The following is a 23,580-nucleotide window of genomic DNA, read 5'->3' as shown; positions in this document are numbered from 1 at the left end:
TGATGGCGAAGCAACACTCTCCCCGTTTCCTGGAAATTGTGACAGATGCCCGCACCCGTGTCCGGGAAACGAACGTGCACGAGGTGCATCAGCGGCTCCAGGCGGGTGAGAAACTGAATCTGGTGGACGTCCGTGAAGAGAGCGAGTTCGCCAAGGGGCATCTGCCGGGGGCGATTCACCTCGGAAAAGGGGTGATTGAACGGGATATTGAAAAGGTCGTTCCCGATCCGGAGACGGAACTCGTCCTGTACTGCGGCGGCGGATTCCGCTCCGCGCTCGCGGCGGACGCTCTGCAGAAGATGGGCTATCGGCAGGTCATCTCGATGGATGGGGGATGGAGCGGCTGGACAGGGGCGGGCTACCCGACTGAGACGCCAAAATCCTGAGATGCAATCTCAATCGTTTAGTCGTAAATCCGGAAATGGGAACGCCTTGACAGCGGGGTGGCCGGGTCATAAAACGAGGGTGCATCAAGTTTTCGGCGATGGAGTAAGCGGGTGGAACGCGGGGCCGGCGGCGACGCCGGTCGAGAGGATGTGGATTCCTCGCAGATTTCCCATAGGATTCTGTTGCCGCAACCGATTCACAGGGAAGCCGTTTCATAGGGACCTGATTCAGCCGACTTTGAGATCGAAAAGGAAAAACGGATGACCCACGTTGTTGCCGAACCCTGTTTTAACTGCAAATACACGGATTGCGTGGTCGTGTGCCCAGTGGAATGCTTCTATGAAGCGGAGCAGATTCTTTACATCCACCCGGATGAATGCATTGACTGCGAAGCGTGCGTTCCCGAGTGTCCGGTGGAAGCCATTTTCCATGAAGACAACCTTCCCGAAGCCTGGCTGCCGTACAAAGAGCTGAACGCTGAAATGGCTCCGCTCTGTCCGGTGATCACCGAAAAGAAGACCCCCCTCGGAAGCGATCCGCCAGCGAAATAAGCCTTCACGGCAGCTGAACAGGTTTTCCCTGCGGAATTTGAAACTCAGAACCGGCCGCGTGATCGTGGCCGGTTTTTTTTTGTCCAGATCTGCCGGAGCCCCCTGCCTGCCCCGCCCGGTGTCGAACATGCTCTTGTGGGAATCGTCACTCTGTGAGATTGTAAGCACGATTGAGCAAATTGATGGGACGGTCACGCGAGCGGCACGCCGTTGATGGGAACGGGGCTGCTGAGACGCTCTGCCACACCCGCAATGGCTGAATATGGAAACCCCAATCAGTTCGCGGGGCGGATTTTCTCCATTTTCCTGGTCTGGAATCTCCGGGTGAATGGCAGCGCTGCAGGTTCGCTGCGGCATTCGGAAAATCTGTGCTCTGCCTGAACAGGGATTCTTCTCAGGAGCATGAAATCACGATGCTGCCGGTGAGGCCGCGATGTGAACATTGTTCCCGAGCATGTCTTCAATTCGTTTGGCGTTTTGGCCGCGCAGCACAATGTGTTCTGCGAGATGCCGGCCTGCAAACGCTCCCCAGGTACCCTGCAATCGGGTCGAGAACACCAGTCATGCCAATTCATCCAACCGCGGTCATCGATTCGCGGGCAGTGGTCGATCCCACCGCCATCATAGGCCCGTTTGTCGTCATCGAGGGGGCGGTGACCATCGGTGCGAACTGCCGTCTGGCAGCAGGGGTCACGATTTACGGGCCGACGACGATCGGCGCGGGAACCCAGATTCACTCGCACGCCGTCATCGGTGATTTTCCGCAGGACCGGGCTTTTGAGGGACAGGATTCCTCCGTCCGGATTGGCGAGAACTGCATTATTCGCGAGTGCGCCACAATTCATCGGGGAACGCAGCCGGGATCGGAAACCATTGTCGGCAACCATTGTTTCATCATGACCTGTGCTCATGTGGGCCATAATTGTGTGCTCGCTGACGGCGTGACCATGATCAGCGGTTCGCTGCTGGGTGGACACGTCCATATCGGCACACGCTCTGTCATCTCGGGAAACGCAGCGGTTCATCAGTTCGTGCGGATCGGCGAACTCGCGATGATCAGCGGGCTGGCGAAAGTGGTGCAGGACATTCCCCCCTTCTTCATGACCGATCGTGACGGGGCATTGGTCGGAGTGAATCGGGTCGGCCTGCTGCGGAGCGGACTGAACTCCAGGGACCGCGACGAGATCAAGCGGGCTTACAAGATTTTCTATCGCTCGGGATACAACCGGACGGAAGCCCTCCGGGAGTTGAAAGAATCAATCACGTCCGAGGCCGGACAGCGTCTGATCGCGTTTCTCTCTGCGGACTCCAAACGTGGAATTGCCGGCGACGCCGTTGAAGAGCGGTTGAAGGGGACTTCGCGAATGCATGCGGAGTAATGCCGACGGCTCCCGGGTGGGGGGCCTGCCGAGCGCCGACGAGAATTGGTCGCGGCCGACTCCCGGACGGGCGGCTGGCAGGGGCTCCCGACGGAAATCCCCTGCCCCTGCTTCTGCCCCCTGGCTGGGACCCGACTGACATCCGCACGGAATGTGCCGCGACCCCTTTCGTCAGCACGTTGTCAGACGTTGAACAGGAAGTGGCAGATGTCCCCATCCTGCATCACGTAGGCCTTTCCTTCGACTCGCAGCTTGCCTGCCTGGCGAATCGCAACTTCCGTCTTGAATGTTTCGAGATCATTCAGCGTGTAGACTTCACAGCGGATGAAGCCACGTTCGAAGTCGGTGTGAATCACTCCCGCAGCCTGAGGTGCGGTGGCGCCGATCGGAATCGTCCAGGCCCGCACTTCTTTGGGACCGGCGGTGAAATAGCTCTGCAGCCCCAGAGTGCGATAGGCCTCACGCGCCAGTGCCCCGAGAGCCGGTTCCGTGAGACCCACGGACTGCAGCATTTCTGCCCGGTCCGCTTCATCCAGCTCCGCAATTTCCGACTCCAGCTTGGCGCACACAGGAACAACCCCGGCTGCGTTCTGTGCAGCGTAGTCCCGCACCTGCTGAACCAGCGGAGCTTTTCCTTCCAGATCATCTTCGGCGACATTGGCGACATAGAGGACCGGCTTGGCACTCATCAGGCCGAAGCTGGCGAGCAGCTTTAGTTCCGCGGGATCCCACTGCACCTTGCGCAGCGGCTGGGCGTCGTTCAGTGAAGCCAGACACTTCTCGGACAGCGCGAGCCGTTCTTTGGCCTCTTTGTCTCCCGACCGGGCGGCCCGCTCCGCCTTCCCTTTGGAGTTTTCCAGCGTCTGCATATCGGCGAGCATGAGCTCGGTCTCAATGATCTCGATATCGCTCAGAGGATTCACCTGGCCCGCCACATGAATGACGTCGGGATCCTCGAAGCAGCGAACCACCTGTAAAATGGCGTCGACTTCGCGGATGTGGCTGAGAAACTTGTTGCCGAGCCCTTCCCCGACGCTGGCCCCTTTGACAATGCCGGCAATGTCGACCAGTTTCAGTGCGGCAGGCAGGATTTTCTGCGGATTGAAATAATTGGCGATCCGCTGCAGGCGGTCGTCCGGAACGCTGACAATTCCCTCGTTTGGATCGATCGTGCAGAAGGGGTAATTCGCACTTTGGGCGGCCTGCGAGCAGGTGAGCGCGTTAAAGAGGGTGCTTTTGCCCACATTCGGCAGACCGACGATACCAGCTTCCATTGATCAACTCACTTGTCGTAACACGGTGAACCATTGCGAGCCCGCAACGGTGTCCAATTCGCGGGATGTCCCCGCGTCCAGACGGAGACAGAGTCGCGGTCAGCGCGACGCGTCGGACGGACTGTGGCGGAGCATTATTTCAGGATCGAGCCCGTTTGTCATGGAGCTCCGTTCGCCATTTTTCGGTAGGCGATTTTCGGGCAACGCAGGAGACCGTTCAGAAGCCTCCGGTTCCCCCGGTGGAGGTCCGCGACGGCATTCCCGGTCGGGTGGCCGTACGCGGGACTTTTCCCGAGACCGCAAAAGTTTCCAGTGCCAGATCGAGCCGCTGTCGAAACTGGGCGGTGATCGACTGCGGACACAGCACAAAAATCGCCGCCTGAATGTCACCGACGCGACGTTCAAACAGCAGCCCCTGATACGCTTGCCCCGAATCGTGGGGAACAAACCGGATCACAGAATAATCCTTGCCGGGTGTGTACGCGGCGTGGGGACTCCCGCGTGCGGGCACCGTCAGTCGGTAACGCACGTTGTCTCCCGGGCGGGTCGATTCCCCTTCCGGGATAGTGGTCTGAAACAGGCTGGACAGTAGATTTTCGAGTTCGGCGAAGTAGCTGGATGGCGAAGGCCCCCCTTCCCCGACCGATGCGAATCGATCGTGATTGCTCAGCACGAACAGATAGGCATCTTCCGCGAATCCGTTGCTATTGGGGAAGGACGTTTTCCACGTTTCAAGGAGTCCTGGCAGCTCCACGCCGAGGGGGCTGACCACCGGCTGCAGGGTGCCCGGTTCCGGTTCTCCATCAGGGCCGGTTTTCGGCTTGGGCGGCGGGGGGAGTGGTGTCCGGAAGGGGAGCGGGACTCGGAGTGACATGTCGAATTCCCGGCGGTCCCAGGCTGCAGGAGAAAGATTGCTGTTCAGCCGGTCCAGATACTCATAGAACTTCTCCGATTCCTTCAACCGCTCTTCGTAGGTGCCCACTCCGCAGCCCGTCAGGCTCAGCAGGAGAACGAAAGGAGCAAGCAGGAATCGGCTGAAGTCGCGCCGCATTTCCCGATGAAATTTCAGGAGCATGATCCCGCCGGTTCCAGGTTTTGAAAGAAGTTCTCTTTCCGACAGCTGACAACAAAAGGCCGATCAGAGAAGATACCCCGGAGAGGCCGTTCAATTCCAGACGACCACTCTGACCTCTTTCTGATTTTTACAGGCTGCGGCGGTCGGCCGAAGGACTCCCCTTCCCGGGAACCGGGCGGGCTGTTGCAGTGTCAGTGCAGTTCGATATCGACTCCATCGGAAACCGTTCCAATGCAAAACGCCCCTGTGCTCTCCGGCCGACTCGAATTCATGGACGATCTGACGCTCATGATTTTCGGAGCCTCAGGCGACCTGACCAGCCGGAAGCTGTTGCCGGCAGTCTTTTCCCTGTTTCGGAACGGATACCTTCCGCAGAAGTTTCAGATTGTGGGAGTGGCCCGTCGCCAAAAGTCGGATGATGAGTTCCGGCAGGAGATGCACGACACGCTCGTCGACGAGCTGACTGCCGAGGTCGTCGACAAGCACTGGGCAACGTTCTCGCAGCAACTGCATTATCTGCGGACCGATTTCACTCACCCGGCCGATTTCCACGAGCTGAATGAGAATGTCACCGCCCTGGAGCGGCAGCACGGACTGTCGGGCAAGCGCGTGGTGTATCTGGCCCTGACGCCCGACCTGTTTATTCCATCGGTCGAAAACCTGGCAGCAGCGGGCATGATTCCCGATGACCCGAACCGGTTCCGGATCGTCGTGGAAAAGCCGTTTGGCCACGATCTGCAGTCGGCTCGGCAGCTGGCGAGCGATCTCTCGAAATATCTCAACGAAGAGCAGATTTACCGGATCGATCACTATCTCGGAAAGGAAACCGTCCAGAACATCCTGCTCTTCCGGTTTGGAAATTCGATCTTCGAGCCGCTGTTCAATCGCAACCACGTCGACCACATCGAGATTACCGTTGCTGAGTCGCAAGGGATTGAAGGGGGCCGCGGAGGCTACTACGACAAGTCAGGCGCCCTGCGCGATGTCCTTCAAAATCATGCCTTGCAGCTGCTTTGCCTGGTGGCGATGGAGCCCCCTTCCCTGTTCGATGCAGAACGACTCCGCGATGAAAAACTGAAAGTGCTCGAAACCTTGCGTCCGGGGCCGGGAGCTTCGGTCGACGACTGGGCCGTGGCGGGACAATACACCTCGGCTGTCATCAACGGTAAGCAGGTTCCCGGTTACCTCGAAGAAGAGCGCATCGCTCCTGACTCACGTACTGAAAGCTTTGTGGCTCTGGAGGCACGTGTCGAAAACTGGCGCTGGGCGGGTGTGCCGTTCTATCTGCGGACCGGCAAACGGCTGCCGGCTCGGGTGACGGAAGTGGCCGTGCAGTTCAAGCTCCCGCCGCTCAGTCTCTTTCGAACGGTGGAGTGCGAAGGAACAATCTGCCAGATGGTCGAGGACCGGCCGAACTCGCTGGTGTTCCGCATTCAGCCGCACGAGTCGATCTCGCTGAAGTTTTCGGCAAAGCGGCCGGGGATGCAATATCAGGTGCAGCCGGTCGATATGGACTTTCGGTTTCAGGAGTCGTTCGATGTTCCTTTGCCGGAAGCGTATGAACGGCTGATTCTGGATGTGATCCGGGGTGATTCCACGCTGTTTACGCGCGTGGACGAACTGGAAGCGGCGTGGAAGTTTGTGGACCCGATTCTGAAGCGATGGGCCGAGCCGGATCACAAGCCGGAACCGTATCCGGCGGGAACCTGGGGCCCGAAAGGGGCGATGGAACTGCTCGCCCGCAGCGGACGGCAATGGCGCAGCCCAACGGGAAAATAAGCGATGGACGACATCGAGATCGGCCAGGCCCGCCACCGGATTCGAAACGCTTACAGTCCTGCTGTGATGCGGGAGTTGCTTCCCCGATTTGCGGGGACTCTCGCCCGCCACTATGAACAGGTCACTTCCGGGGAGGGACCCGTTCTCAACTGGAACCCGGCCTCCCGAACGATTCCTGCCGCGCAAAGCGAACTGCGGGCCGGGCTGCCGGATCTCGATACTTCTGCCGTTGCCAACAGGTTTCTCCAGTTGCTGGAGACCGCCCTTGGGCACGGCCATAATCTCCATCATCCGCATTACATTGGTCATCAGGTCCCTCCTCCGCTTCCCATCGCCGGGTTGTTCGACGCACTGGCGAAGCTGACCAATCAGGTGATGGCAATTTACGAGATGTCCCCGTGGGCGACGGCCGTTGAGCATGCGGTTATCTCGGAGCTGGGACAACGTTTTGGATTACCGGCGGACTCATTCGCAGGTCTCGTGACCAATGGCGGCTCGCTGGCGAATCTGACAGCATTACTGACGGCGAGGAACGTTTGTCTGGCGGACAGCTGGGAACACGGGGTCGCTTCCGACTCGGCTTCCCCCGTGCTGATCTGTCAGGGTGACAGCCACTACGGCGTGTCACGGTCTGCCGGAATTCTTGGCCTGGGCACCCGACAGATCATTCGCATTCCGGTCGACAGTCGTCGCAAAATGGACACCCGCCGGCTGCGCGAGGTGCTGAGCACCCTGCGACAGAAAGGAACTCCGATTGTGGCGGTCTGCGCCTGTGCCGGAGCCACCCTGACCGGCTCCTTCGATCCGCTGGAGGAAATTGCGGACCTGTGTGCCGAGTATAAGGTCTGGCTGCACGTGGATGCGGCCCATGGCGGGGCGGTCGCTCTGAGTGCGCGGCACCGGCACCTCATCCAGGGGATTGAGCGGGCCGACAGCTTCATCTGTGATGCTCACAAAATGCTGTTTGTCCCAGCGTTGTGCGCGTTCGTCTTTTACCGGAATCCCGCTCATCGTTATGAAGCGTTCCGGCAGGATGCCCCCTATCTCTTCGATCCCTCTGCTCCCGGGCTCGCTGAATTTGATGGGGGGCTGAAAACCATCGAATGCACCAAGCAGGCAGCGGCGTACGGATTATGGGGACTCTGGTCGACCTACGGTCCGGGACTGTTCGAGGATCTCGTGAACGTGACCTTCGCAGCGGCCCGCTCCCTCTATGAAAAGGTTCTGGCTGCCGACGATTTTGAAGCGCTGAACGAGCCGGAAGCCAATATCCTCGTCTTCCGCTACATTCCTGCTGCTTTGAGAGGAACGACCGACGAAACACGTCGGGCCGGGGAGCTCAACCGTGCCATCCGCAGACGGCTGATCGAGTCGGGCGAGTTCTATATTGTTCAGACAACTGTTGAAGAGGCCGGAGCTCTTCGCGTCACGGTGATGAATCCCCTGACCGATGATGAGCAACTGGATCAGCTGCTGAATGCGATCCGGCGAGTGGGGCACGAACTGCAGAACGGGTAAATCATGCGCGCGGAGATTATTGCCATCGGCACCGAGATTACCTCGGGAGCCAAGCTGGACACCAACAGCCAATGGCTGAGTCTGCAGCTTTCCGACCTGGGCATCCCCGTGCATTTTCACACGACGGTGGCCGATGACCTGGCAGCGAACATTGATGTGCTGAAGATCGCGGGCGAACGGGCTGATCTGGTCCTTATTACCGGCGGGCTCGGGCCAACGCTGGACGACCTCACCCGCGAAGCGATGGCCGCCGTGGCTGGTGTCGAACTGGTGACCGACGCAGCCTCGTTGCAGGCGATCGAAAGCTACTTCCGCGGACGGGGACGCGAGATGCCGGCCCGCAATCGGTTGCAGGCCCAGTTTCCTCGCGGCGCACAGCCGTTACTCAATCCGGTCGGCACGGCTCCCGGTGTCTGGATGGAGCTGGCCCGTCCCGGTCGGTCGCCCTGCCTGATGGCTGCCATGCCGGGTGTTCCCAGCGAAATGCGGCGGATGTTTGTGGAGCAGGTCCAGCCCCGCATCCCCGGTGAAGGAAATGTGATTCGCCGGGCGCGGCTCAACTGCTTCGGGTTGGGTGAATCGGCGGTCGAGGAACTGCTCGGCGACCTGACTGCCCGCGGACATGATCCCGAGATCGGCATCACCGCTCATGAAGCGACGATTACGCTGCGGATCATTGCGCAGGGAGATTCCGAAGAGGTTTGCCAGCACAAAATCGCCACTGCTTCGTCAGCGATCCGGGCCCGGCTCGGAAACTATCTGTTCGGGGTCGAGGATGAAACGCTGGAAGAGGTGGTGGTGCGGGAGATTGCGAATCGCGGGCTGAACTTTGTCACAATCGAATGTGGAACCGCCGGCCTGCTCGCGGACCGTGTTGCTCATGCTCCGCGTGCGGAGGAATGTTACCGCGGAGGCTGGGTTGTCTCGCAGCGACCGGAGGACTGGTTTCAGGCAGCGGTGCGTCTGCATGAGGAAACCGCAGCGCATTATCTGCTTGCGATCGGACCGCTGACGGTGACGACCGACGAGACCGGCCGGCGGGCTTTCCAGATGCCGATTGGCCTGCTGGGGGCGGGACACCCGCCGGAAGTGGTGGAGACGAACTGGAGCGGGAACCCGGATATTGTGGAGAGCCGGGTGACAAAGCTGGCTCTGGACTTGCTGCGCCAGCGACTGATGTTCTCAAAATGAAACCGAGCACGGACACTGAGCAGAGCGCGCTGGGTCAGCGAGTGCTGTGTGAAGGGTGACATGCTTGCACCTTCGGGCACGCGTGCTCATCAGTCGACGTTCGTTCTCCGCACCGGGGCCCTTCGCGCTGAGCCACACAAGAAAATGAAAAGCCGGGGCTTGAGAGTGAATCGTCTGCTCAAGGGGTCCTTTCAGGCAAGGCGTGCGCACCGCTGCTTAACTGATGTTCGGCGGTGGCTGCTGATAAAATCGTGAAAGCCCCGTGCGGATCATTGGGTGGGAAAGAGCTGCGCAGCCACGGCACTTCGGATTCCAGAGGGCCAGGTCCGGGGCTGACGCTCAGTACCACCCCCTCGGCTGTCACCATCTCGGGCAACGCCTCAAACGTCCGCATGGCTGCCTCGCGATATTTGGCATCCTTGAGAATGCCTGCTTTCCATCCCCGCGCCAGATGCGAGGCGATCATCGCTGAGCCGCTGGTTTCATAGGGTGATTCCTCTGGAGATCGGGTCAACAGGCAATGCCAGAGACCAGATTCCGTCTGACGGATGAGCAGCGCATCAGAAAGATTCACGAAGTGCTGCTGGACTTGCTGGAACTCATCCGAATCCGGCGGCAATGAGCGCAGCGACCGTTCCATTCCTCGAATCAACCAGCCATGTCCGCGCGACCAGAATCCTGGAGAGAGCTTTTGTGGTTCAGCGGCCAGCCAACCGCGTCCCTGCGACCAAAGACCGGTCTTCGGGTCCCGGACGATCTCCGCGTAGATTCTGAGCTGTTCGGCGACTTCCCGGCGGAATTCCGGCTCGTCGGTCAACTCCCCAGCTTGAGCCATCCGGGCAATGTATTCACCCAGGGCATCGATCAGTAACGCCTGTCCCCCTCCACGTTTGGCACCCCGCGGATGAAGGATCCCCCCTTCGGGAGAACGTTCCACTTCAGTGCGGAGCAGACGGCTCTGACGGATAAAAACCGGCAGCCAGTCCTGGTTTCCCGTGAACCGGGAGGTTTCGTAGGTCAGGCAGCCGAAGGGTTGCTGGCGCCAGGAAACCTCGGTGGTCGGGTGAACTCCCCGATCCGCGAGCATCTTCAGGACATAGTCCTGATACTTTGGGTCGCCGGTGACCGCACTCCACTCGAGCAAGCCCTCCAGCGTCAGCTCCCGATGATAAGGGTACCTTTCGTCATTCGGCGGTCCCTCGCGCAGCACACGATCTGCGACCGCAGTCGCTGCGACATACAACTTCGACTTCGAAGGTGAAGAATCCTGGGCGAACGTACTGGAGACCAGCACAAGGAGAGCGCCGGCGATTCTCAGCCACGTCGCTGTGCAGAAGAGGCAAATAATCTTGTGGCTGAAACCATTCTGCATCGAGTATCTCCCGGTGAGTTCAAGAACCAGCAGAGGGCGACCCAGCTCCTCTGCCGCAAAACAAATCCGTTAAGAGTTTGTTCCGAAGCGTTCCACTCGCTCATCTTGGCATAACCTGCTTCTTGAGGCCACTGCCTGCCCCACTTCGGGCCCGCTGTGCCGTGGTGTTGTGACCAAGTCAGATCAGTTCAAGGGTTTGCGCATGCACGCATGGGGTGGTGCCGAAATGGCGGTTTCCTGGGAGTGTTTGTTAAGGCTGTGTTCTGCCTAAACGGCAGTCTGCCTGGAGGCAGAGATTTCAGGAGGCGAGCTAACATCCGGAAAATAATGGGGTTATGTCCCACTTTCTGGGGTATGCTCACTTGGAATGCAGCTTGCTGTTCCGGGAACGACTCCCCACAGAAAGGTACGCCCTATGGCTTTTCAAATGAATAAACTCACCACCAAAGGGCAGGAAGCGATCCAGTCGGCACACGCTCTTGCTCAGGAAAAAGGAAACCGACAGCTCACTCCCCTGCACCTCCTGGCAGCCCTGCTGCAGGATCCGCAGGGAATTCCCCGGGCCATTCTCGGCAAGATTGGCGTCAAGGCCGGGCAGCTGACGACGATGGTCGACAGCGAAATTGCCCGACTCCCGGCCTCGTCCGGCTCGAATATGGATATCGGAGCGTCGCGCGAGTTGACGCAGGTTCTGGATGAAGCCCAGAAGCTTGCCACCGGCATGAACGACCAGTTTGTCTCGACCGAGCATTTGTTTGTCGCTCTGACCAAGGTTGACGACGCCGCCCAGCGGCTGCTCAAGCTGAATGGGGTGGAAGAAAAAGACATCCTGCAGGCGATGAAGGCGGTCCGCGGCAGCCATTCCGTGACAGATCAGAATCCTGAAGACAAATATCAGGCGTTGGAGAAGTACGGGAAGGATCTGGTCGAGATGGCCCGGCAAGGGAAGATCGACCCTGTGATCGGCCGCGATGGTGAAATCCGTCGGGTGGTGCAGGTCCTGTCGCGACGCCGCAAGAACAACCCGGTCCTGATCGGTGATCCCGGTGTCGGCAAGACCGCCATCGTGGAGGGGCTGGCGCATCGGATCGTGCTGGGTGACGTGCCGGTCGTGCTCAAAGACAAGCGGGTCATTGCACTCGACATGGGCGCGCTGATTGCCGGGGCCAAGTATCGGGGCGAATTCGAGGACCGGCTCAAGGCAGTGCTGCAGGAAGTGGAACAAGCGGGGGGGCAGATCATTCTGTTCATCGACGAGCTGCACACCGTCGTTGGTGCCGGGAAGGCAGACGGTGCGATGGATGCCTCCAATCTGCTCAAGCCCGCGTTGGCTCGAGGCGAGTTGCACTGCATCGGTGCCACCACGCTCGACGAATACCGCAAGTACATTGAAAAAGACCCCGCCTTGGAGCGTCGGTTCCAGCCGGTCATGGTTCGTGAACCGACTGTCGAAGACACAATTGCCATCCTCCGCGGTCTGAAGGAACGTTACGAGAAGCACCACGGCATCAAGATTCGTGATGCGGCCCTTGAGGCTGCGGCAATTCTGTCGGACCGGTATATCACGGATCGCTTTCTGCCCGACAAGGCGATCGATCTCGTCGACGAGGCGGCCGCCCGGGTGGCGATGGAACTTAATTCCGTTCCCACGGAAATCGACGAAGTCCAGCGGCGGATGACCCGTCTGGAAATCGCCAGCCGTCAGCTGGCCGAAGAGAACGAAAAGGATTCCGAAAAAGAGCGGAAGGCGATCGATGAGGAAATGACGCAGCTGCGGCAGAAGCTCGCGAGTCTCAAAGAGCAATGGGAATCGGAGAAGCTCGGCCTGGGAGACGTCAAAGGGGTCCGTGAGCAGCTGGAACAGCTCGAACTCGAATATTCCCAGCTCGAAGCGACGATCCGGGAACGGCAGGCCTCAGGGCGAGTGGAGGAGTCGGACTATCAGAAGCTCTTCGAACTCGACCAGAAACGCAAGCTCCTCCGGCAACAGGTCGAGGCGCAGGCGGAGGAATCCGAGAAGCAGGCTAAGGGGGATCAGGAGCATCGCACCCGCTTGCTACGGACCGAAGTCGGCCCGGAAGAGATTGCGCAGGTGGTCTCCTCCTGGACCGGTGTGCCGGTCAGCCGGATGCTGAAAACCGAGCGGGAAAAACTGCTCAACATGGAAGACCTGATTCACCAGCGGATGATCAATCAGGAGGAAGCGGTCGAAGCGGTTGCAAACGCGGTCCGGCGGTCTCGCTCCGGCCTGCAGGACAAGAACCGGCCGATCGGCTCGTTTATCTTCCTGGGGCCGACCGGCGTCGGGAAGACGGAGCTGTGTAAGGCTCTCGCGGAGTTTCTGTTCGACGACGAGAAGAACATGATCCGCATCGATATGAGCGAGTTCATGGAAGCTCATTCCGTCGCACGGCTGATCGGTGCCCCTCCGGGGTACGTCGGTTATGAAGAAGGGGGCCGGTTGACGGAAGCGGTCCGCCGCCATCCGTACTCGGTGATCCTGCTGGATGAAATTGAGAAGGCCCATCGAGACGTCTTCAACGTGCTGCTGCAGGTGCTGGATGACGGTCGACTGACCGATGGTCAGGGCCGGACGGTCGACTTTACGAATACGATCATCGTGATGACGTCGAACATCGGTTCGCAGTTGATCCTCGAACTGGCGGAAGAAGGGGATGATGAGAAGATCCGTGAAGTCTGCATGGAGGCCCTCAAGCGGGAATTCCGTCCTGAGTTCCTGAACCGGATCGATGAAGTGATCGTGTTTCATCCGCTGCAGCGGCACGACATCCGCAAGATTGTCGAGTTGCAGATTCAGCGATTGCAGAAGCAGTTGCTGCAGCATGACTTTCAGCTGGAGGTCTCGGACGATGCCAAAACGCTACTGGCGAACGAAGGGTTCGACCCGGTGTATGGTGCCCGTCCGCTGAAGAGAGTTGTGCAGAACCGGCTGCAGAACGCACTCGCGAATGCGATCCTCACGGGAGAATTCCCCGAGGGCTCGACGATTCGGGTCGACGTGCAGCATGGCGAACTGACGTTCGCACGCAAGTAAGGTGTCAGGCGATCAGCGCTGCTCGATACGGGGCAGCGCTGATTTTTTGCGCGGTCAACATGCAGGTTATTACAGGTTATTACCGGAGCACTTGTCCAATGGCCGAAGTGTCCGTGAGGTTGGGCCCCTTGTCTCCCGTTGCACTTTTTCAGAGCCCGACGCGTCAGCGGGGGCATCGTCACGATCAACAGCCGGGTGACCTCGGAATTACCTGGCTTTCGAAAGGGCTGCGATCAAGGCGTCCGGAGTTTCGACCGGCGTTTGGCACGCTCCGCGCTGGCACAGGAATGCGGCCGAAGGTCCCCGCTCTGTTTTCCCAGCCAGCAGGTCCTGCAGCACCTCGGGGACGGCCAGCCCCGTAGGCCAGCGGACGGCGACTTTGTTGGGGACAAACTGCTGCCACAGCGTGTCCCAGAGTTTGTCCCCCGACTGATCCGCATCTGCGGTGATCACAACTTCATAGGTTGGCCCCAGTGCCAGATCGAGGGCAATCAGAGCCTGTCCCGAGGCACGCGGGTGGTCGATCAGCAGCCCCGAGAGAGCGTCGAGTGTGCGAATTGCCAGCTGTTCAACGTCGTCGCGGCCGGTCAGCCGGGCCAGTTTGAGGAGTGCGGTGGCGGCCATTCCGTTGCCGGAAGGAGTGGCGTTGTCCTGGGAGTCCTTGGTGCGGGCAATCAATTCTTCGTGATCGATCGGGGTGTAAAAGAAGCCCCCCTTGTCCGCATCCGCAAAACGAACTGATAAATCCTTCGTCAGGTCCAGCGCGACGGTCAGCCATTCCGAGGCGGCCGTGGAATTCTCGGCGGTCTGCCAGCCTGACTCGGCCTGAAACAGTTCCACCAGTCCATCGATGAAGCAGGCGGAGTCATCGAGATAGGCATTCAACCGCGCTTGCCCATCCTTAAAGGAATGCAGGAGTCGCCCCTGGGGGTCCCGCATGTGGTCGATGATGAAGCGGGCGGCTGCACGGGCCGCATCGAGATACCGAGGCTCGTGCAGCACGAGTGCCGCCTGAGCGCACGCGGCGATCATCATTCCGTTCCAGGCGACGAGAATTTTGTCGTCCCGTCCGGGGGGAATCCGCTTGCTGCGTGCGGCCAGCAGTCTCGTCCGACACCGGTCGAGAATCTGCAGCACCCCTTCACTGTCCGCTGTCGAATTCAGAGGAAGCTGCAATTGGTCGGCGATCAGCTGCAGAGGTCGCGGACGATTCAGAATCGTCTTTTCTTCCCAGTTGCCACGCGGAGTGACATCGTAGCTGAGCTTGAAGACCCGGGCGTCGGCGGGATCGAGCAGTTGGTCGATCTCGGCTTCCGACCAGACAAAGAACTTCCCCTCTTCCCCTTCGCTGTCGGCATCCTGCGTGGCGTAAAAGCCGCCGGCCGGGGCGGTCATTTCCCGCAGAATGTAATCGAGCGTTTCCCGGACGACGGTGGCGTACTCTTCGTCGCGAGTGATCTGCCACGCTTCCAGATAGGCGGGGACGAGCAGCGCATTGTCGTAGAGCATTTTCTCAAAATGCGGCGCGAGCCAGCGGGCATCGGTCGAGTAGCGATGGAATCCCCCGCCCAGTTGATCGTAAATCCCCCCGTGGGCCATTTTGGTGAGTGACAGCAGGGCGACCTGCAGGGCGTCGTCATTGCCAAATCGCCGGGCGCAGCGGAGCAGGACCCGCAGGTCCATAGGGTGAGGAAACTTCGGAGCCCCGCCGAACCCCCCTTCGCGGCGATCGGCCGACCGCAGAAGAGCGGTCATGGCTGTCTGCAGAATTTCCGCATTCAGTTCCGCCCGTTCGAAGACCGGCGCAGCCATGTTTTGAATGGCCTCCACCAGCTGGGCAGCACTGCTGTCGACTTCGTTCCGTTTGTTGACCCAGTAATCGTTGAGCTTGACGAGCAGATCGCCGAAGCCGGGCATCCCCATGCGGGAGACCGGGGGCCAGTAAGTCCCTCCATAAAAGGGCTGACCGGAAGGTGTCAGGAAGACTGACATCGGCCAGCCGCCACGCTGCGTGATCAGCTGGACGGCCGACATGTAAATCTGATCGACGTCGGGACGCTCTTCGCGGTCCACCTTGATGGAGACATAATGCTGATTGAGGTACTTCGCGATCGCCTCGTTCTCGAAGCTTTCCCGTTCCATTACATGGCACCAGTGACAGGCGCTGTAGCCGATGGAGAGAAAGATCGGCTTGTTCTCCTGCTTTGCCTTTTCAAACGCTTCGGGCCCCCAGGGGAACCAGTCGACCGGGTTGAACGCGTGCTGCTGCAGATAGGGGCTCGACTCGTGCGCGAGCCGATTGGGCTGTCGGTCAGGATGCGCGGAATGAGACATGAGAGACTCCTGTGCCGACAGGCCGCCCGGAGCGACGTTGACGACGGTGTTGTCGGGACTCGCCGGGGAGCGCTCGGACCGGACAGGGGACGAACGCCGCCTTGGATTACAGTTCGATTCCGAGTTCTTCGATCTTGCGGTACAGGCTGGACAGGCCGAGCTTCAACCGCTTCGCGGCTTCCCGTTTATCCGGCCATTGGCGGAGTACCCGCGAAATATGGAGACGTTCGTAGTGCCGGAGGGCACTGCGGAGGTCGTCGGTGTCCGGCAGCGGTTGTCCCATCCCCAGCAGATCGGGAGGGAGGTCTTTCGGTTCGATCTGGGTGCCGTCGCACATAATCACCGCCCGCTCGATTGCGTTATCGAGCTGACGGACGTTCCCCTTCCACTGGGCTGCCATGAGCAGTCGAATCGTTTCGCTCGAGGCGCTGACGACCCGCTTTCGTAATGTGCGGGAATGTTTGGCGACGAAATGATCGACCAACTCGGGAATGTCGTCGAGCCGCTCGCGGAGCGGAGGGATGCGGATCTTGACGCCGTCGAGGCGATAGAACAGATCCTCCTGGAACGCCTCTTCGCCAACCAGCCGCAGCAGGTCTTCGCTGGTGGAGGAAATAATGCGGCAATGGACGCTGTAGGTTTCGGAGCCCCCCGACGGCATGCTCTCCTGATATTCGATGGCCCGGAGCAGCTTGGTCTGGGTCCCCATCGGCAGGCCGGTGATCTCATCCAGAAAGACGGTGCCGCTGCCGGCGGTGCGGAGGATGCCCGGCTGGTTTTTTCCTCCCGCTTCGCTGCCGAACAGCTCAGCTTCCAGCAGTTCCACTGGGCGCGTTCCGCAGTTGACGGCGAGGAATTTCTCGTCGCGCATCGGCCCGGCGGAATGGATGGCCCGCGCAAAAAGTTCCTTGCCGGTCCCGGTCTCCCCAACCAGCAGGACGTTGGAGTGAGTGGATGAGACTTTACCGATCGTCTCCTGCAGCATCCGGAGCGGCTCGCTGGAACCAACAATCTGGTCAAAGCGGTTGGGCTGCGCCAGTTCGCGGCGGAGCTTCTGGTTCTCGAGGTAGAGATCGCGGTACTCGAAGACCCGCCGCAGCTTGTTGGCGAGGTCATCGAAGATGACCGGTTTGGTGAGGTAGTCGAACGCCCCCGCTTTAAAGGCCTCGACGGCCGACTCGACGGTGCCGTAGGCGGTGATGATCAGCACGAAGACCGAGGGGTTCAGCTTGTGCAGCAACCGCATCAGTTTGATGCCATCCCCGTCGGGGAGCTGGATGTCGCAAATCGCGAGGTGGAAATCATTTCCCTTGGCCTTGGCGATCCCCTCTTCGACCGAAGCGGCCTTGGTGACGCGGTAGCCTTCCCCCAGCAGAAACTCGGCCAGCGAGTCGCGAATGATCTGCTCATCTTCCACGATGAGAATCTGTCGGGGAGCGTTGGGTTCGTTCGAGCGATGATTCATGAGTGGCCAGCAGGTCGGGAGTGAGGTTCGAAAGTCACAGCCCTGAACGGGAGAGTGGCTGTTGAAAATCACAGGATGTCGGTGCGGCTCAGATTCTAGATGTATTCGAACGAAACATAAACACTCAACTCTCCCAACAGGTTACGGCAAGCGGAGCGGATTCTGCCGAACTCCCGCCTGACCTCCGTCCGACATCTGATGTGGAATCCGCTTACCGCTGAGGGATTGCTCTTGATTGCCCGAACTCTGTGAGATTCATATTCGAGTCAAATTACCTGTCTTCCATAATGGGATTAACACGTGAGTCTGACGGACTGTTCCGCAAATTGACGGTTTACGACGAAAAATGCTAATGCCATTCAATTCCTGCATGTGTAAGATTCGATGAGTTCGGGCAAACCGGTGTGCCGGAGATGGGGAGGACAGGAATGTCAGCCTGGATGATGTGGTTGGGATCGATCCCATTGGTTGGAATGTTGTTCGCAGTCGTCCTGCGGATGGTGAAGTTTTATCAGCGCACGGAGTCGACCCGGGCGATGCGTCTGTTTCGCCTGCGTCGCGAAGGTCTGGAAGCGAAGTTCTTTGACCTGGCGGTCGCGCGTGGAAAACCCCGTGGCCTGCGCTGGGTCCACTGCGACTGGAAGAATGAGGTCCATTTCGCCCGCGATGTCGAGAACGGCCTGCTGACGGCATTTGTCGGCGTCGACATTTACTTCGAAGCTCTGGAAGACGGCGACATGGTTGATGTGGAGGCGGTTCATGAGTTCCGCGAGGCCTCAGCCGTGTTCCATTATCAGGGGGGAATCTGGGGGACGGGAGGGAAGGCTCTCTTTAATCTGAGCCCCGCCCACGCAGTGACCCGTCTCGCCGGACAGTACGAACCGGTCGCACTGTAGAGCATTTTGACCGCGGATTGCCCCGTCGGATTGCTCCGTCCTCGCCCCGCGGAAGTCGGTCTTTCACCAGCGAAACGCCGACGACGCGGAGACTGGCAAGAGCAACCTGCTAATACGGATCGCAATCCTCCGGAATCCGCCCGAAGGCGATCTTGTTCTCCAGCTTCAACCCGGGCAATTGCGCCGGCCCGAAGCGAATCGCCCCTGGGCCGCACTGCTGGTGAATCTTGTCGATCGTGTGCGAGACCCGTTTCAGCTTCTCGACGCCGTCAAAGAGCGACCGGGGAACGTTGGCCGCTTTCACCAGCCCGCACACCGTGACGTCCACCTTCAGGATCGGACCGGCGTCCTGCGGTCGCTGCAGCCAGAGCTTCTGAAACTGTTGGAGCAGCGTCGTCGTGTCCTGCGTGAAAGAGAGTCCGATCTCTCCCTGAAAGCGTCCCTCGGGAAGGTAGCGGAGTGAGAGCTGCAGACTCCGGGCACAGTACCCGGCGGTACGCAGACGCTGACCCAGTTTGTTGATGAGCCGGATCAGGACACCGCGAGCCCCCTCATCGTGGCGGTACTGAGGGGCAAGGACATGCCCGTGTGTCATCGTCCGTCGCGTTGTCTCCTGCTCCGCTTCATCCTCGCCATGAAAACCGGCCCACCAGCTGGCCCCCTGCACCGACCCCCACACGCGGGTCGCTGTCTCGCGGCTGATCCCCCATAGATCCCTGATGGTGCGCACGCCATGTCTGGCGAGCCGGGCACTGATGCCTGCGCCGATCCCCGCCAGATCCTGCAGTTGCAGATGTTCCAGTCGACCTGGGAGGTCCTCCGTCGAGAGGACGGTGAGCCCGTCGGGCTTCTGCAGGTCACTCGCAATTTTTGCGAGCAGGCGGGTCGGGCCGATTCCGATCGAACAGGTGAGCCACGGGCCGAAGTCCCGCAGCAGTTGCTGTTTGATCTGGCGTCCGAGCTGGATGGCCTGTGAAACTTCCCGGTCGCGCCCGCGCAGCCGGACACTCCATTCATCGATCGAATAGACCCGGCAGACCGGAGCGCAGCGTTCGACGCTTTTCAGGATTTGATGGTGGATTGCGACGTAGAAATCGGGCCGGGCCTTGACCAGTTGCAGGCCGGGGCACAACTGCAGGGCTTCACGGACCCGTGTGCCGGTCCTGACGCCGGCCCGTTTGGCCTCAACGCTGGCGGCGATGACCGAGGTCGTCTCGGCAGCGAGAGGAACCACCGCGACGGGGCGTTGTCTCAGTTCGGGCCGCGCCATCTGTTCCACAGAGGCGAAGTACGAGTTCATGTCGGTGTAAAGCCAATTCATCTGCCGGACCGATAGGGTAGTGATTTTTTGTTCACTACTCTATCGGCGTCCGGACGGTGATGCAATGACTTTTCCGATTCCGCCGGGGAATCTTCCTCCCGTCGGTGGGGGCCTACATCGACATCCTCCGCATTTCGGAATCTTCTTCCTTCCAGCCGAGGGCGCTCACTGCTTCGCGAGGTGCGACATCGCCGAAGCTGATTCCCAGGGCGCGGGCCGCTTCGACGGGGGAGCTGTCTGATTCCACCTGCGAGAGTTTCCCGACCGCTTCCTTGATCGGCACCGCGTGAATATGAGGAGGCTGGTACGACACCATGTAGCCGAACTTCTTCTGCAGAACGAGACGGACCGCATGTGCACCGTATTGCGTGGCAAGCATCCGGTCGAAGTTGGTCGGTGGTCCTCCGCGCTGCAGATGTCCGAGCACGACGCAGCGGACTTCCCGCTTGAGACGATGCTCGATTTCGCGGGCGACGAGTTCTCCGATGCCCCCCAGGTGGACCTGAGCAGCGGCGGGGCCGACGGAATCCCCGAGCGTCACCAGTTGGCCGTCGGGCATGTGGGCTCCTTCTGCCACGACGATCACCGAGAAGCGTTTGTTTTCGCGGTCCCGTTCCAGAATTTTCTGGCAGACGTTTTCAAAGTTCCATTTGATTTCCGGCAGCAGGATCACCCCAGCCCCGCCGGCGATCCCGGAATGCAGTGCGATCCAGCCGGCATGCCGACCCATCACTTCGACCACCATCACCCGCTCGTGACTGATGGCGGTCGAATAGAGGCGGTCGATGGCGTCGGTCGCGCAGGCGACAGCGCTGTCGAAGCCGAAGGAAAAGGCGGTGGACGACAGATCGTTGTCGATTGTCTTGGGGACGCCGACGACCGGGATCCCCTGCTCTTCAAACTGTTCGGCCACAGCGAGCGAACCATCTCCGCCGATGCAGATCAGTCCTTCGATGCTGAGGACTCGCAGCGTGTCCTTCACGCTCTTCATCAAGTCGGGGTCGAGGTCGATCCGCTCATCAATTCCCCGGCGGGCCGAGAAGCGCCCCTTGTTGGTGGATCCGAGAATCGTCCCTCCCCGGTTGATAATTCCCAGCGTGTTCTTCCGGTCGAGCATCATGTAGTCGACAGGATCTACGAGCCCTTCGTAGCCGCGACGAAACCCCACCACTTCGTAGCCAAATCGCGTTGCGCTTTTTACAACGCCCCGGATCACGGCATTTAAACCAGGACAGTCACCGCCTGAAGTTAAAACGCCAATCCGCTTCAAGTTCGACATGCTGCACTTTCATATCCGGGAGAGGGAAAAACTTCGGCGGCATCATAAAACTCTGTGCCTCTTCGTCAAAGACACCTGACTGATTTGTCATGGAGAACGATCGGTGTGGGTTGATGGGTTCTCCGTCCGGCAGGGTTTCGCGAGCCCTTTGCCAGCCTGCAGACGCTCTCGGGCTTTTCGAATCGGCAGCTCAGAGGGCCGGGGGCTGCGGTCCTGCGGTCACATTCCGGCGACCTCGAAATGGCCGCTCGGTACTAGACCCCTGTCATTCAGAAAAAAATAAGCACTCTGTCCCGACAACGGAGACAGAGTGCTCTCGAGTTGAGAACATCCCGGCAGAGTCAATTCTGCTCTTTGCTGGTGGCCCAGGCGGGCTGGAAGTCCGAGGAGTGGGCTGCCGGGCTGACCTGAGGTTCGGGTTCCGGCGTGGTGGCGAACTGCGGAGCATCCGCCGGATCGGTGGGGCCTCCGACCGGCTGGAACGCGACCATGATGGGGACACGGGTTTTGGGCTGGGCGGCCGGGCCGGATGTGGAGTTGGCCACTTCTTTCAGAACAGAACCATTCTGATAGGGACCGACCCCCGCCACGAACCAGTTGTTGTCATCGGCTCGGGCCAGTGTGGTGCCGCCGGTTCCCAATGCCTGATTGGTCTTGGCATCGTAGGCGACAACTCCCAGCTTGGCTGTTCCATTCTGACGCTTGCGTTCGACGAATCTCACTTCCGGGATACTCATCATCCCCGGCAGGGTGATCTCGGGGGTTCCAATGTAGGAGACTGCGGAATTCGTGCCGACCGCCCCAGCTCGAAGTTCCACGACCACTTCCGCCTTGTCGGCGGCATCTACCAACTGTGCGCCGGCAGTCAGCAGCCGGTGCCGGGTAGAAGCAATGACGTAGTTCTTGTCGACGCAGTCGACGTACTTGTCCTGCAGGTAGACCTGATGGCCCCGGAAGGTACTGAAGTCGACTTTATCGAGCGCCTGGTCGACCGCATTGGCGACGAGGAGTTGTTCTGTCGAGGTCCGCGACGTATTACTGATGGATGCCGAAGTGCAGCCGCACGACAATCCGAGCAGCATCAGCAGCGGGAATGACCGAAACCGGAGCATGGTGACCTCACAGTCGAAAATAAAGCGTTCCCGGCTGCAAACCATGCGCGAACGGCCGGGGTCTCTGAAGGATGAATGTCACTGGCTGCGGCAAATAATCTGCGATGTTGCCCAGGGTCAACGCGAATACAGAAATTCGGAAGCATGAACAATTTTCTGTTTCAGCCCGCAGCGGCCTTCCAGCAAAGATTGCCGACTTACACCTATGTCCCGGGAGTCACACCGCACCCGTTCTCGCACCCGCAGGGGCACCGGGAGGGAGGGATGGAGTCCACAGGGACACTGCCGCAGATCTGGCTTCGGGGCTGCGTGCTGTTTACGGCCGGCTACTACTGGGAAGCGCATGAGGTCTGGGAAAGCGGGTGGCACGCCGCGGGACGCAGCGGCAGTGTGGCGGATTGTTTCAAAGGGCTGATCAAGCTTGCTGCAGCCGGGGTGAAATCGCTGGAGCGCAATCCTGTCGGCGTGGCCCGCCATGCGGCCCGCAGCGGCGAACTTTTTCGACTCGTCCGCGCGAGTGAGAAGCCGCTCGAGGCCCTCCCCTTGTCCGCCGCAGATCTGCAGCGGCTGCAGGAGCGAGCCGTCGAAGTTCAGCAGCAACGTCCGCTCGCGAATATGGATCAACAGCAAGCTGCCATTCACGGAGGCGTGCCGATTCTGGGGGGCTTGCCGATCGCCGCGTTGCGGGCTCCCGTCCCCCGTTCAGACCCGGAGCGTTCTGAACTCTGATTTCACTGTGCCTGCCAGGGAGAGGCAGGCCTGGCATCAACGGCCGGGCTTGCTGCCCTGGCCTCGCGCGAGTACCCGTTCACGTCCGGTTACTGGAGCGGCAGACGGCGAAAGCGACCAGCCCGATCATGATCACAGTCACGGCCGATTCCAGCCAGAGAGGGCGGGACGGAAGCGGCGCACTTCCCGCTTGAGCGAAGGCCAGTGAAGGAAGAGAGAGCAGGCTGCCGAGGGTCAGCGCACAGTCCCGCCAGCCGCGGGCCGCTGTCCGGCGGCTGGCCCCACGACGGGAGATTGTGCTCATGGAGTTTCTCATGCCTGCAGACCCTGTGGCGTCGCTCGAAAACGGAATCGTCCCGTTCTTATAACACATCGAGCAGCGGTTGTCTCAGTCGACGAAAGTCCCGCGCGGGGAGCGAAACCGTCTGCCAGCTGCGGGAGCGGACCCGCATGGAGCGTGAGTAATCTTCAGCCCAGATCCCATAAAACGCGTAGCGTCTCCCTTTGAGTTCCCACACCAGCGAATGGCGGGCAGTATCTCGCAGAGCGGGGACTTCGTAGGCGAACACGAACAGCCCCCGGAAGCCGCTGCCAAACACCTGCTCCCACTGCATGAGACTGGCGACATCTTCCTGAGAGGTCCAGCTGTCCCAGGTGCGACCGCCTGCCGTGAACCGACGGCCTTTGACGTCCACCAGCAGATTGGTTGTCTGCTGTGAGTAGACCACGAAGTCCATCGACTTCAGGGAAGAATCCTGAAACAACGCACGCCGGTTCTCATTGACGGAGACATACGGCCGCCGCACCATCCGTAATAGATGTTCAAAGGCGACGTCGTAGTGATTGCAACGTTTCGCCATCGT

Annotated in this window: 19 protein-coding genes; 9 read left to right on the top strand and 10 right to left on the bottom strand. The window is 60.0% G+C overall.

The annotated features are described in order from the left end of the window. Nucleotides 1-2 precede the first annotated feature (2 nt). From SH664x_RS14000 to lpxA, 3 genes are all read left to right on the top strand, one after another. Nucleotides 3-386 (top strand): rhodanese-like domain-containing protein, encoded by a 384-nt coding sequence (locus SH664x_RS14000; protein ID WP_437201899.1) that lies wholly within the window; start codon nt 3-5, stop codon nt 384-386. 261 nt (nt 387-647) lie between these two features. Continuing rightward, nucleotides 648-938: a 4Fe-4S binding protein gene (locus SH664x_RS13995; protein WP_437201898.1), complete on the top strand. Its 291-nt coding sequence runs from the start codon at nt 648-650 to the stop codon at nt 936-938. A gap of 563 nt (nt 939-1,501) precedes the next feature. Next, a complete protein-coding gene (gene lpxA, locus SH664x_RS13990; RefSeq protein ID WP_437201897.1) occupies nt 1,502-2,317 on the top strand; it encodes an acyl-ACP--UDP-N-acetylglucosamine O-acyltransferase in 816 nt (271 codons plus the stop codon). A 182-nt stretch (nt 2,318-2,499) separates the two neighbouring features. Here lpxA and ychF read toward each other — a convergent pair whose 3' ends face one another. After that, complete coding sequence (gene ychF, locus SH664x_RS13985) at nt 2,500-3,591, bottom strand: redox-regulated ATPase YchF (RefSeq protein ID WP_437201896.1); 1,092 nt, start codon at nt 3,589-3,591, stop codon at nt 2,500-2,502. 217 nt (nt 3,592-3,808) lie between these two features. Beyond that, complete coding sequence (locus SH664x_RS13980; protein WP_437201894.1) at nt 3,809-4,666, bottom strand: hypothetical protein; 858 nt, start codon at nt 4,664-4,666, stop codon at nt 3,809-3,811. Between the two features lie 231 nt (nt 4,667-4,897). Between SH664x_RS13980 and zwf the strand changes: the two genes are divergently transcribed. From zwf to SH664x_RS13965, 3 genes are read left to right on the top strand one after another with little or no spacing between them, the layout of a single operon-like run. Beyond that, nucleotides 4,898-6,445: a glucose-6-phosphate dehydrogenase gene (zwf, locus tag SH664x_RS13975; RefSeq protein WP_437201893.1), complete on the top strand. Its 1,548-nt coding sequence runs from the start codon at nt 4,898-4,900 to the stop codon at nt 6,443-6,445. Between the two features lie 3 nt (nt 6,446-6,448). Further along, complete coding sequence (locus SH664x_RS13970; protein WP_437201891.1) at nt 6,449-7,963, top strand: pyridoxal phosphate-dependent decarboxylase family protein; 1,515 nt, start codon at nt 6,449-6,451, stop codon at nt 7,961-7,963. 3 nt (nt 7,964-7,966) lie between these two features. Next, nucleotides 7,967-9,154, top strand: coding sequence for a CinA family nicotinamide mononucleotide deamidase-related protein (locus SH664x_RS13965; protein ID WP_437201889.1), 1,188 nt, complete (start codon nt 7,967-7,969; stop codon nt 9,152-9,154). 178 nt (nt 9,155-9,332) lie between these two features. On the opposite strand, the gene SH664x_RS13960 is transcribed toward SH664x_RS13965, so the two are convergent. Further along, complete coding sequence (locus SH664x_RS13960; protein WP_437201887.1) at nt 9,333-10,526, bottom strand: glycoside hydrolase family 88 protein; 1,194 nt, start codon at nt 10,524-10,526, stop codon at nt 9,333-9,335. Between the two features lie 415 nt (nt 10,527-10,941). Here SH664x_RS13960 and clpB point away from each other — a divergent pair, with 415 nt between their 5' ends. Continuing rightward, nucleotides 10,942-13,581 (top strand): ATP-dependent chaperone ClpB, encoded by a 2,640-nt coding sequence (gene clpB / locus SH664x_RS13955; RefSeq protein ID WP_437201885.1) that lies wholly within the window; start codon nt 10,942-10,944, stop codon nt 13,579-13,581. A gap of 207 nt (nt 13,582-13,788) precedes the next feature. Here the strand turns inward: clpB and SH664x_RS13950 are convergent, their stop codons facing one another. Further along, the gene (locus SH664x_RS13950; protein ID WP_437201883.1) at nt 13,789-15,915 is read right to left on the bottom strand and encodes a thioredoxin domain-containing protein; all 2,127 of its coding nucleotides are present in this window, start codon (nt 15,913-15,915) and stop codon (nt 13,789-13,791) included. A gap of 106 nt (nt 15,916-16,021) precedes the next feature. Beyond that, entirely contained in the window at nt 16,022-17,380 is a 1,359-nt protein-coding gene (locus tag SH664x_RS13945) for a sigma-54-dependent transcriptional regulator (protein WP_437201881.1), read from the bottom strand. A gap of 428 nt (nt 17,381-17,808) precedes the next feature. On the opposite strand from SH664x_RS13945, the gene SH664x_RS13940 reads away from it, so the two are divergent. Then, the gene (locus SH664x_RS13940; RefSeq protein ID WP_437201879.1) at nt 17,809-18,276 is read left to right on the top strand and encodes a hypothetical protein; all 468 of its coding nucleotides are present in this window, start codon (nt 17,809-17,811) and stop codon (nt 18,274-18,276) included. A gap of 109 nt (nt 18,277-18,385) precedes the next feature. Here the strand turns inward: SH664x_RS13940 and SH664x_RS13935 are convergent, their stop codons facing one another. From SH664x_RS13935 to SH664x_RS13925, 3 genes are all read right to left on the bottom strand, one after another. Next, nucleotides 18,386-19,597 (bottom strand): Y-family DNA polymerase, encoded by a 1,212-nt coding sequence (locus tag SH664x_RS13935; RefSeq protein WP_437201877.1) that lies wholly within the window; start codon nt 19,595-19,597, stop codon nt 18,386-18,388. A 112-nt stretch (nt 19,598-19,709) separates the two neighbouring features. After that, a complete protein-coding gene (locus SH664x_RS13930) occupies nt 19,710-20,876 on the bottom strand; it encodes a 6-phosphofructokinase (protein ID WP_437201875.1) in 1,167 nt (388 codons plus the stop codon). 341 nt (nt 20,877-21,217) lie between these two features. Further along, nucleotides 21,218-21,988, bottom strand: a complete 771-nt coding sequence (locus SH664x_RS13925; RefSeq protein WP_437201874.1) for a DUF6655 family protein — start codon at nt 21,986-21,988, stop codon at nt 21,218-21,220. 144 nt (nt 21,989-22,132) lie between these two features. Between SH664x_RS13925 and SH664x_RS13920 the strand changes: the two genes are divergently transcribed. After that, entirely contained in the window at nt 22,133-22,717 is a 585-nt protein-coding gene (locus SH664x_RS13920; protein ID WP_437201872.1) for a DUF309 domain-containing protein, read from the top strand. 79 nt (nt 22,718-22,796) lie between these two features. Here the strand turns inward: SH664x_RS13920 and SH664x_RS13915 are convergent, their stop codons facing one another. Next, the gene (locus tag SH664x_RS13915; protein ID WP_437201870.1) at nt 22,797-23,021 is read right to left on the bottom strand and encodes a hypothetical protein; all 225 of its coding nucleotides are present in this window, start codon (nt 23,019-23,021) and stop codon (nt 22,797-22,799) included. 58 nt (nt 23,022-23,079) lie between these two features. Beyond that, nucleotides 23,080-23,577 (bottom strand): HYExAFE family protein, encoded by a 498-nt coding sequence (locus SH664x_RS13910; RefSeq protein ID WP_437201869.1) that lies wholly within the window; start codon nt 23,575-23,577, stop codon nt 23,080-23,082. Nucleotides 23,578-23,580 lie beyond the last annotated feature (3 nt).

The sequence above is a fragment of the Planctomicrobium aquicomposti genome (assembly GCF_051466325.1).
In the GTDB taxonomy this organism is placed as follows: domain Bacteria; phylum Planctomycetota; class Planctomycetia; order Planctomycetales; family Planctomycetaceae; genus Planctomicrobium.
Note: the sequence above shows the minus strand (reverse complement) of the source record. Positions and strands in the feature narration are given on the sequence as shown.

Excerpts from the sequence above, each read along its gene's own strand:
- SH664x_RS13965 (WP_437201889.1), top strand. The coding sequence starts at position 7,967 with ATGCGCGCGGAGATTATTGCCATCGGCACCGAGATTACCTCGGGAGCC.
- SH664x_RS13935 (WP_437201877.1), bottom strand. The coding sequence starts at position 19,597 with ATGAATTGGCTTTACACCGACATGAACTCGTACTTCGCCTCTGTGGAA.
- SH664x_RS13980 (WP_437201894.1), bottom strand. The coding sequence starts at position 4,666 with ATGCTCCTGAAATTTCATCGGGAAATGCGGCGCGACTTCAGCCGATTC.
- SH664x_RS13945 (WP_437201881.1), bottom strand. The coding sequence starts at position 17,380 with ATGAATCATCGCTCGAACGAACCCAACGCTCCCCGACAGATTCTCATC.
- SH664x_RS13925 (WP_437201874.1), bottom strand. The coding sequence starts at position 21,988 with ATGCTCCGGTTTCGGTCATTCCCGCTGCTGATGCTGCTCGGATTGTCG.
- SH664x_RS13960 (WP_437201887.1), bottom strand. The coding sequence starts at position 10,526 with ATGCAGAATGGTTTCAGCCACAAGATTATTTGCCTCTTCTGCACAGCG.
- SH664x_RS13930 (WP_437201875.1), bottom strand. The coding sequence starts at position 20,876 with ATGTCGAACTTGAAGCGGATTGGCGTTTTAACTTCAGGCGGTGACTGT.
- SH664x_RS13950 (WP_437201883.1), bottom strand. The coding sequence starts at position 15,915 with ATGTCTCATTCCGCGCATCCTGACCGACAGCCCAATCGGCTCGCGCAC.
- SH664x_RS14000 (WP_437201899.1), top strand. The coding sequence starts at position 3 with ATGGCGAAGCAACACTCTCCCCGTTTCCTGGAAATTGTGACAGATGCC.
- SH664x_RS13995 (WP_437201898.1), top strand. The coding sequence starts at position 648 with ATGACCCACGTTGTTGCCGAACCCTGTTTTAACTGCAAATACACGGAT.
- SH664x_RS13970 (WP_437201891.1), top strand. The coding sequence starts at position 6,449 with ATGGACGACATCGAGATCGGCCAGGCCCGCCACCGGATTCGAAACGCT.
- zwf (WP_437201893.1), top strand. The coding sequence starts at position 4,898 with ATGCAAAACGCCCCTGTGCTCTCCGGCCGACTCGAATTCATGGACGAT.
- clpB (WP_437201885.1), top strand. The coding sequence starts at position 10,942 with ATGGCTTTTCAAATGAATAAACTCACCACCAAAGGGCAGGAAGCGATC.
- SH664x_RS13920 (WP_437201872.1), top strand. The coding sequence starts at position 22,133 with ATGAACAATTTTCTGTTTCAGCCCGCAGCGGCCTTCCAGCAAAGATTG.
- SH664x_RS13915 (WP_437201870.1), bottom strand. The coding sequence starts at position 23,021 with ATGAGCACAATCTCCCGTCGTGGGGCCAGCCGCCGGACAGCGGCCCGC.
- lpxA (WP_437201897.1), top strand. The coding sequence starts at position 1,502 with ATGCCAATTCATCCAACCGCGGTCATCGATTCGCGGGCAGTGGTCGAT.
- ychF (WP_437201896.1), bottom strand. The coding sequence starts at position 3,591 with ATGGAAGCTGGTATCGTCGGTCTGCCGAATGTGGGCAAAAGCACCCTC.
- SH664x_RS13910 (WP_437201869.1), bottom strand. The coding sequence starts at position 23,577 with ATGGCGAAACGTTGCAATCACTACGACGTCGCCTTTGAACATCTATTA.
- SH664x_RS13940 (WP_437201879.1), top strand. The coding sequence starts at position 17,809 with ATGTCAGCCTGGATGATGTGGTTGGGATCGATCCCATTGGTTGGAATG.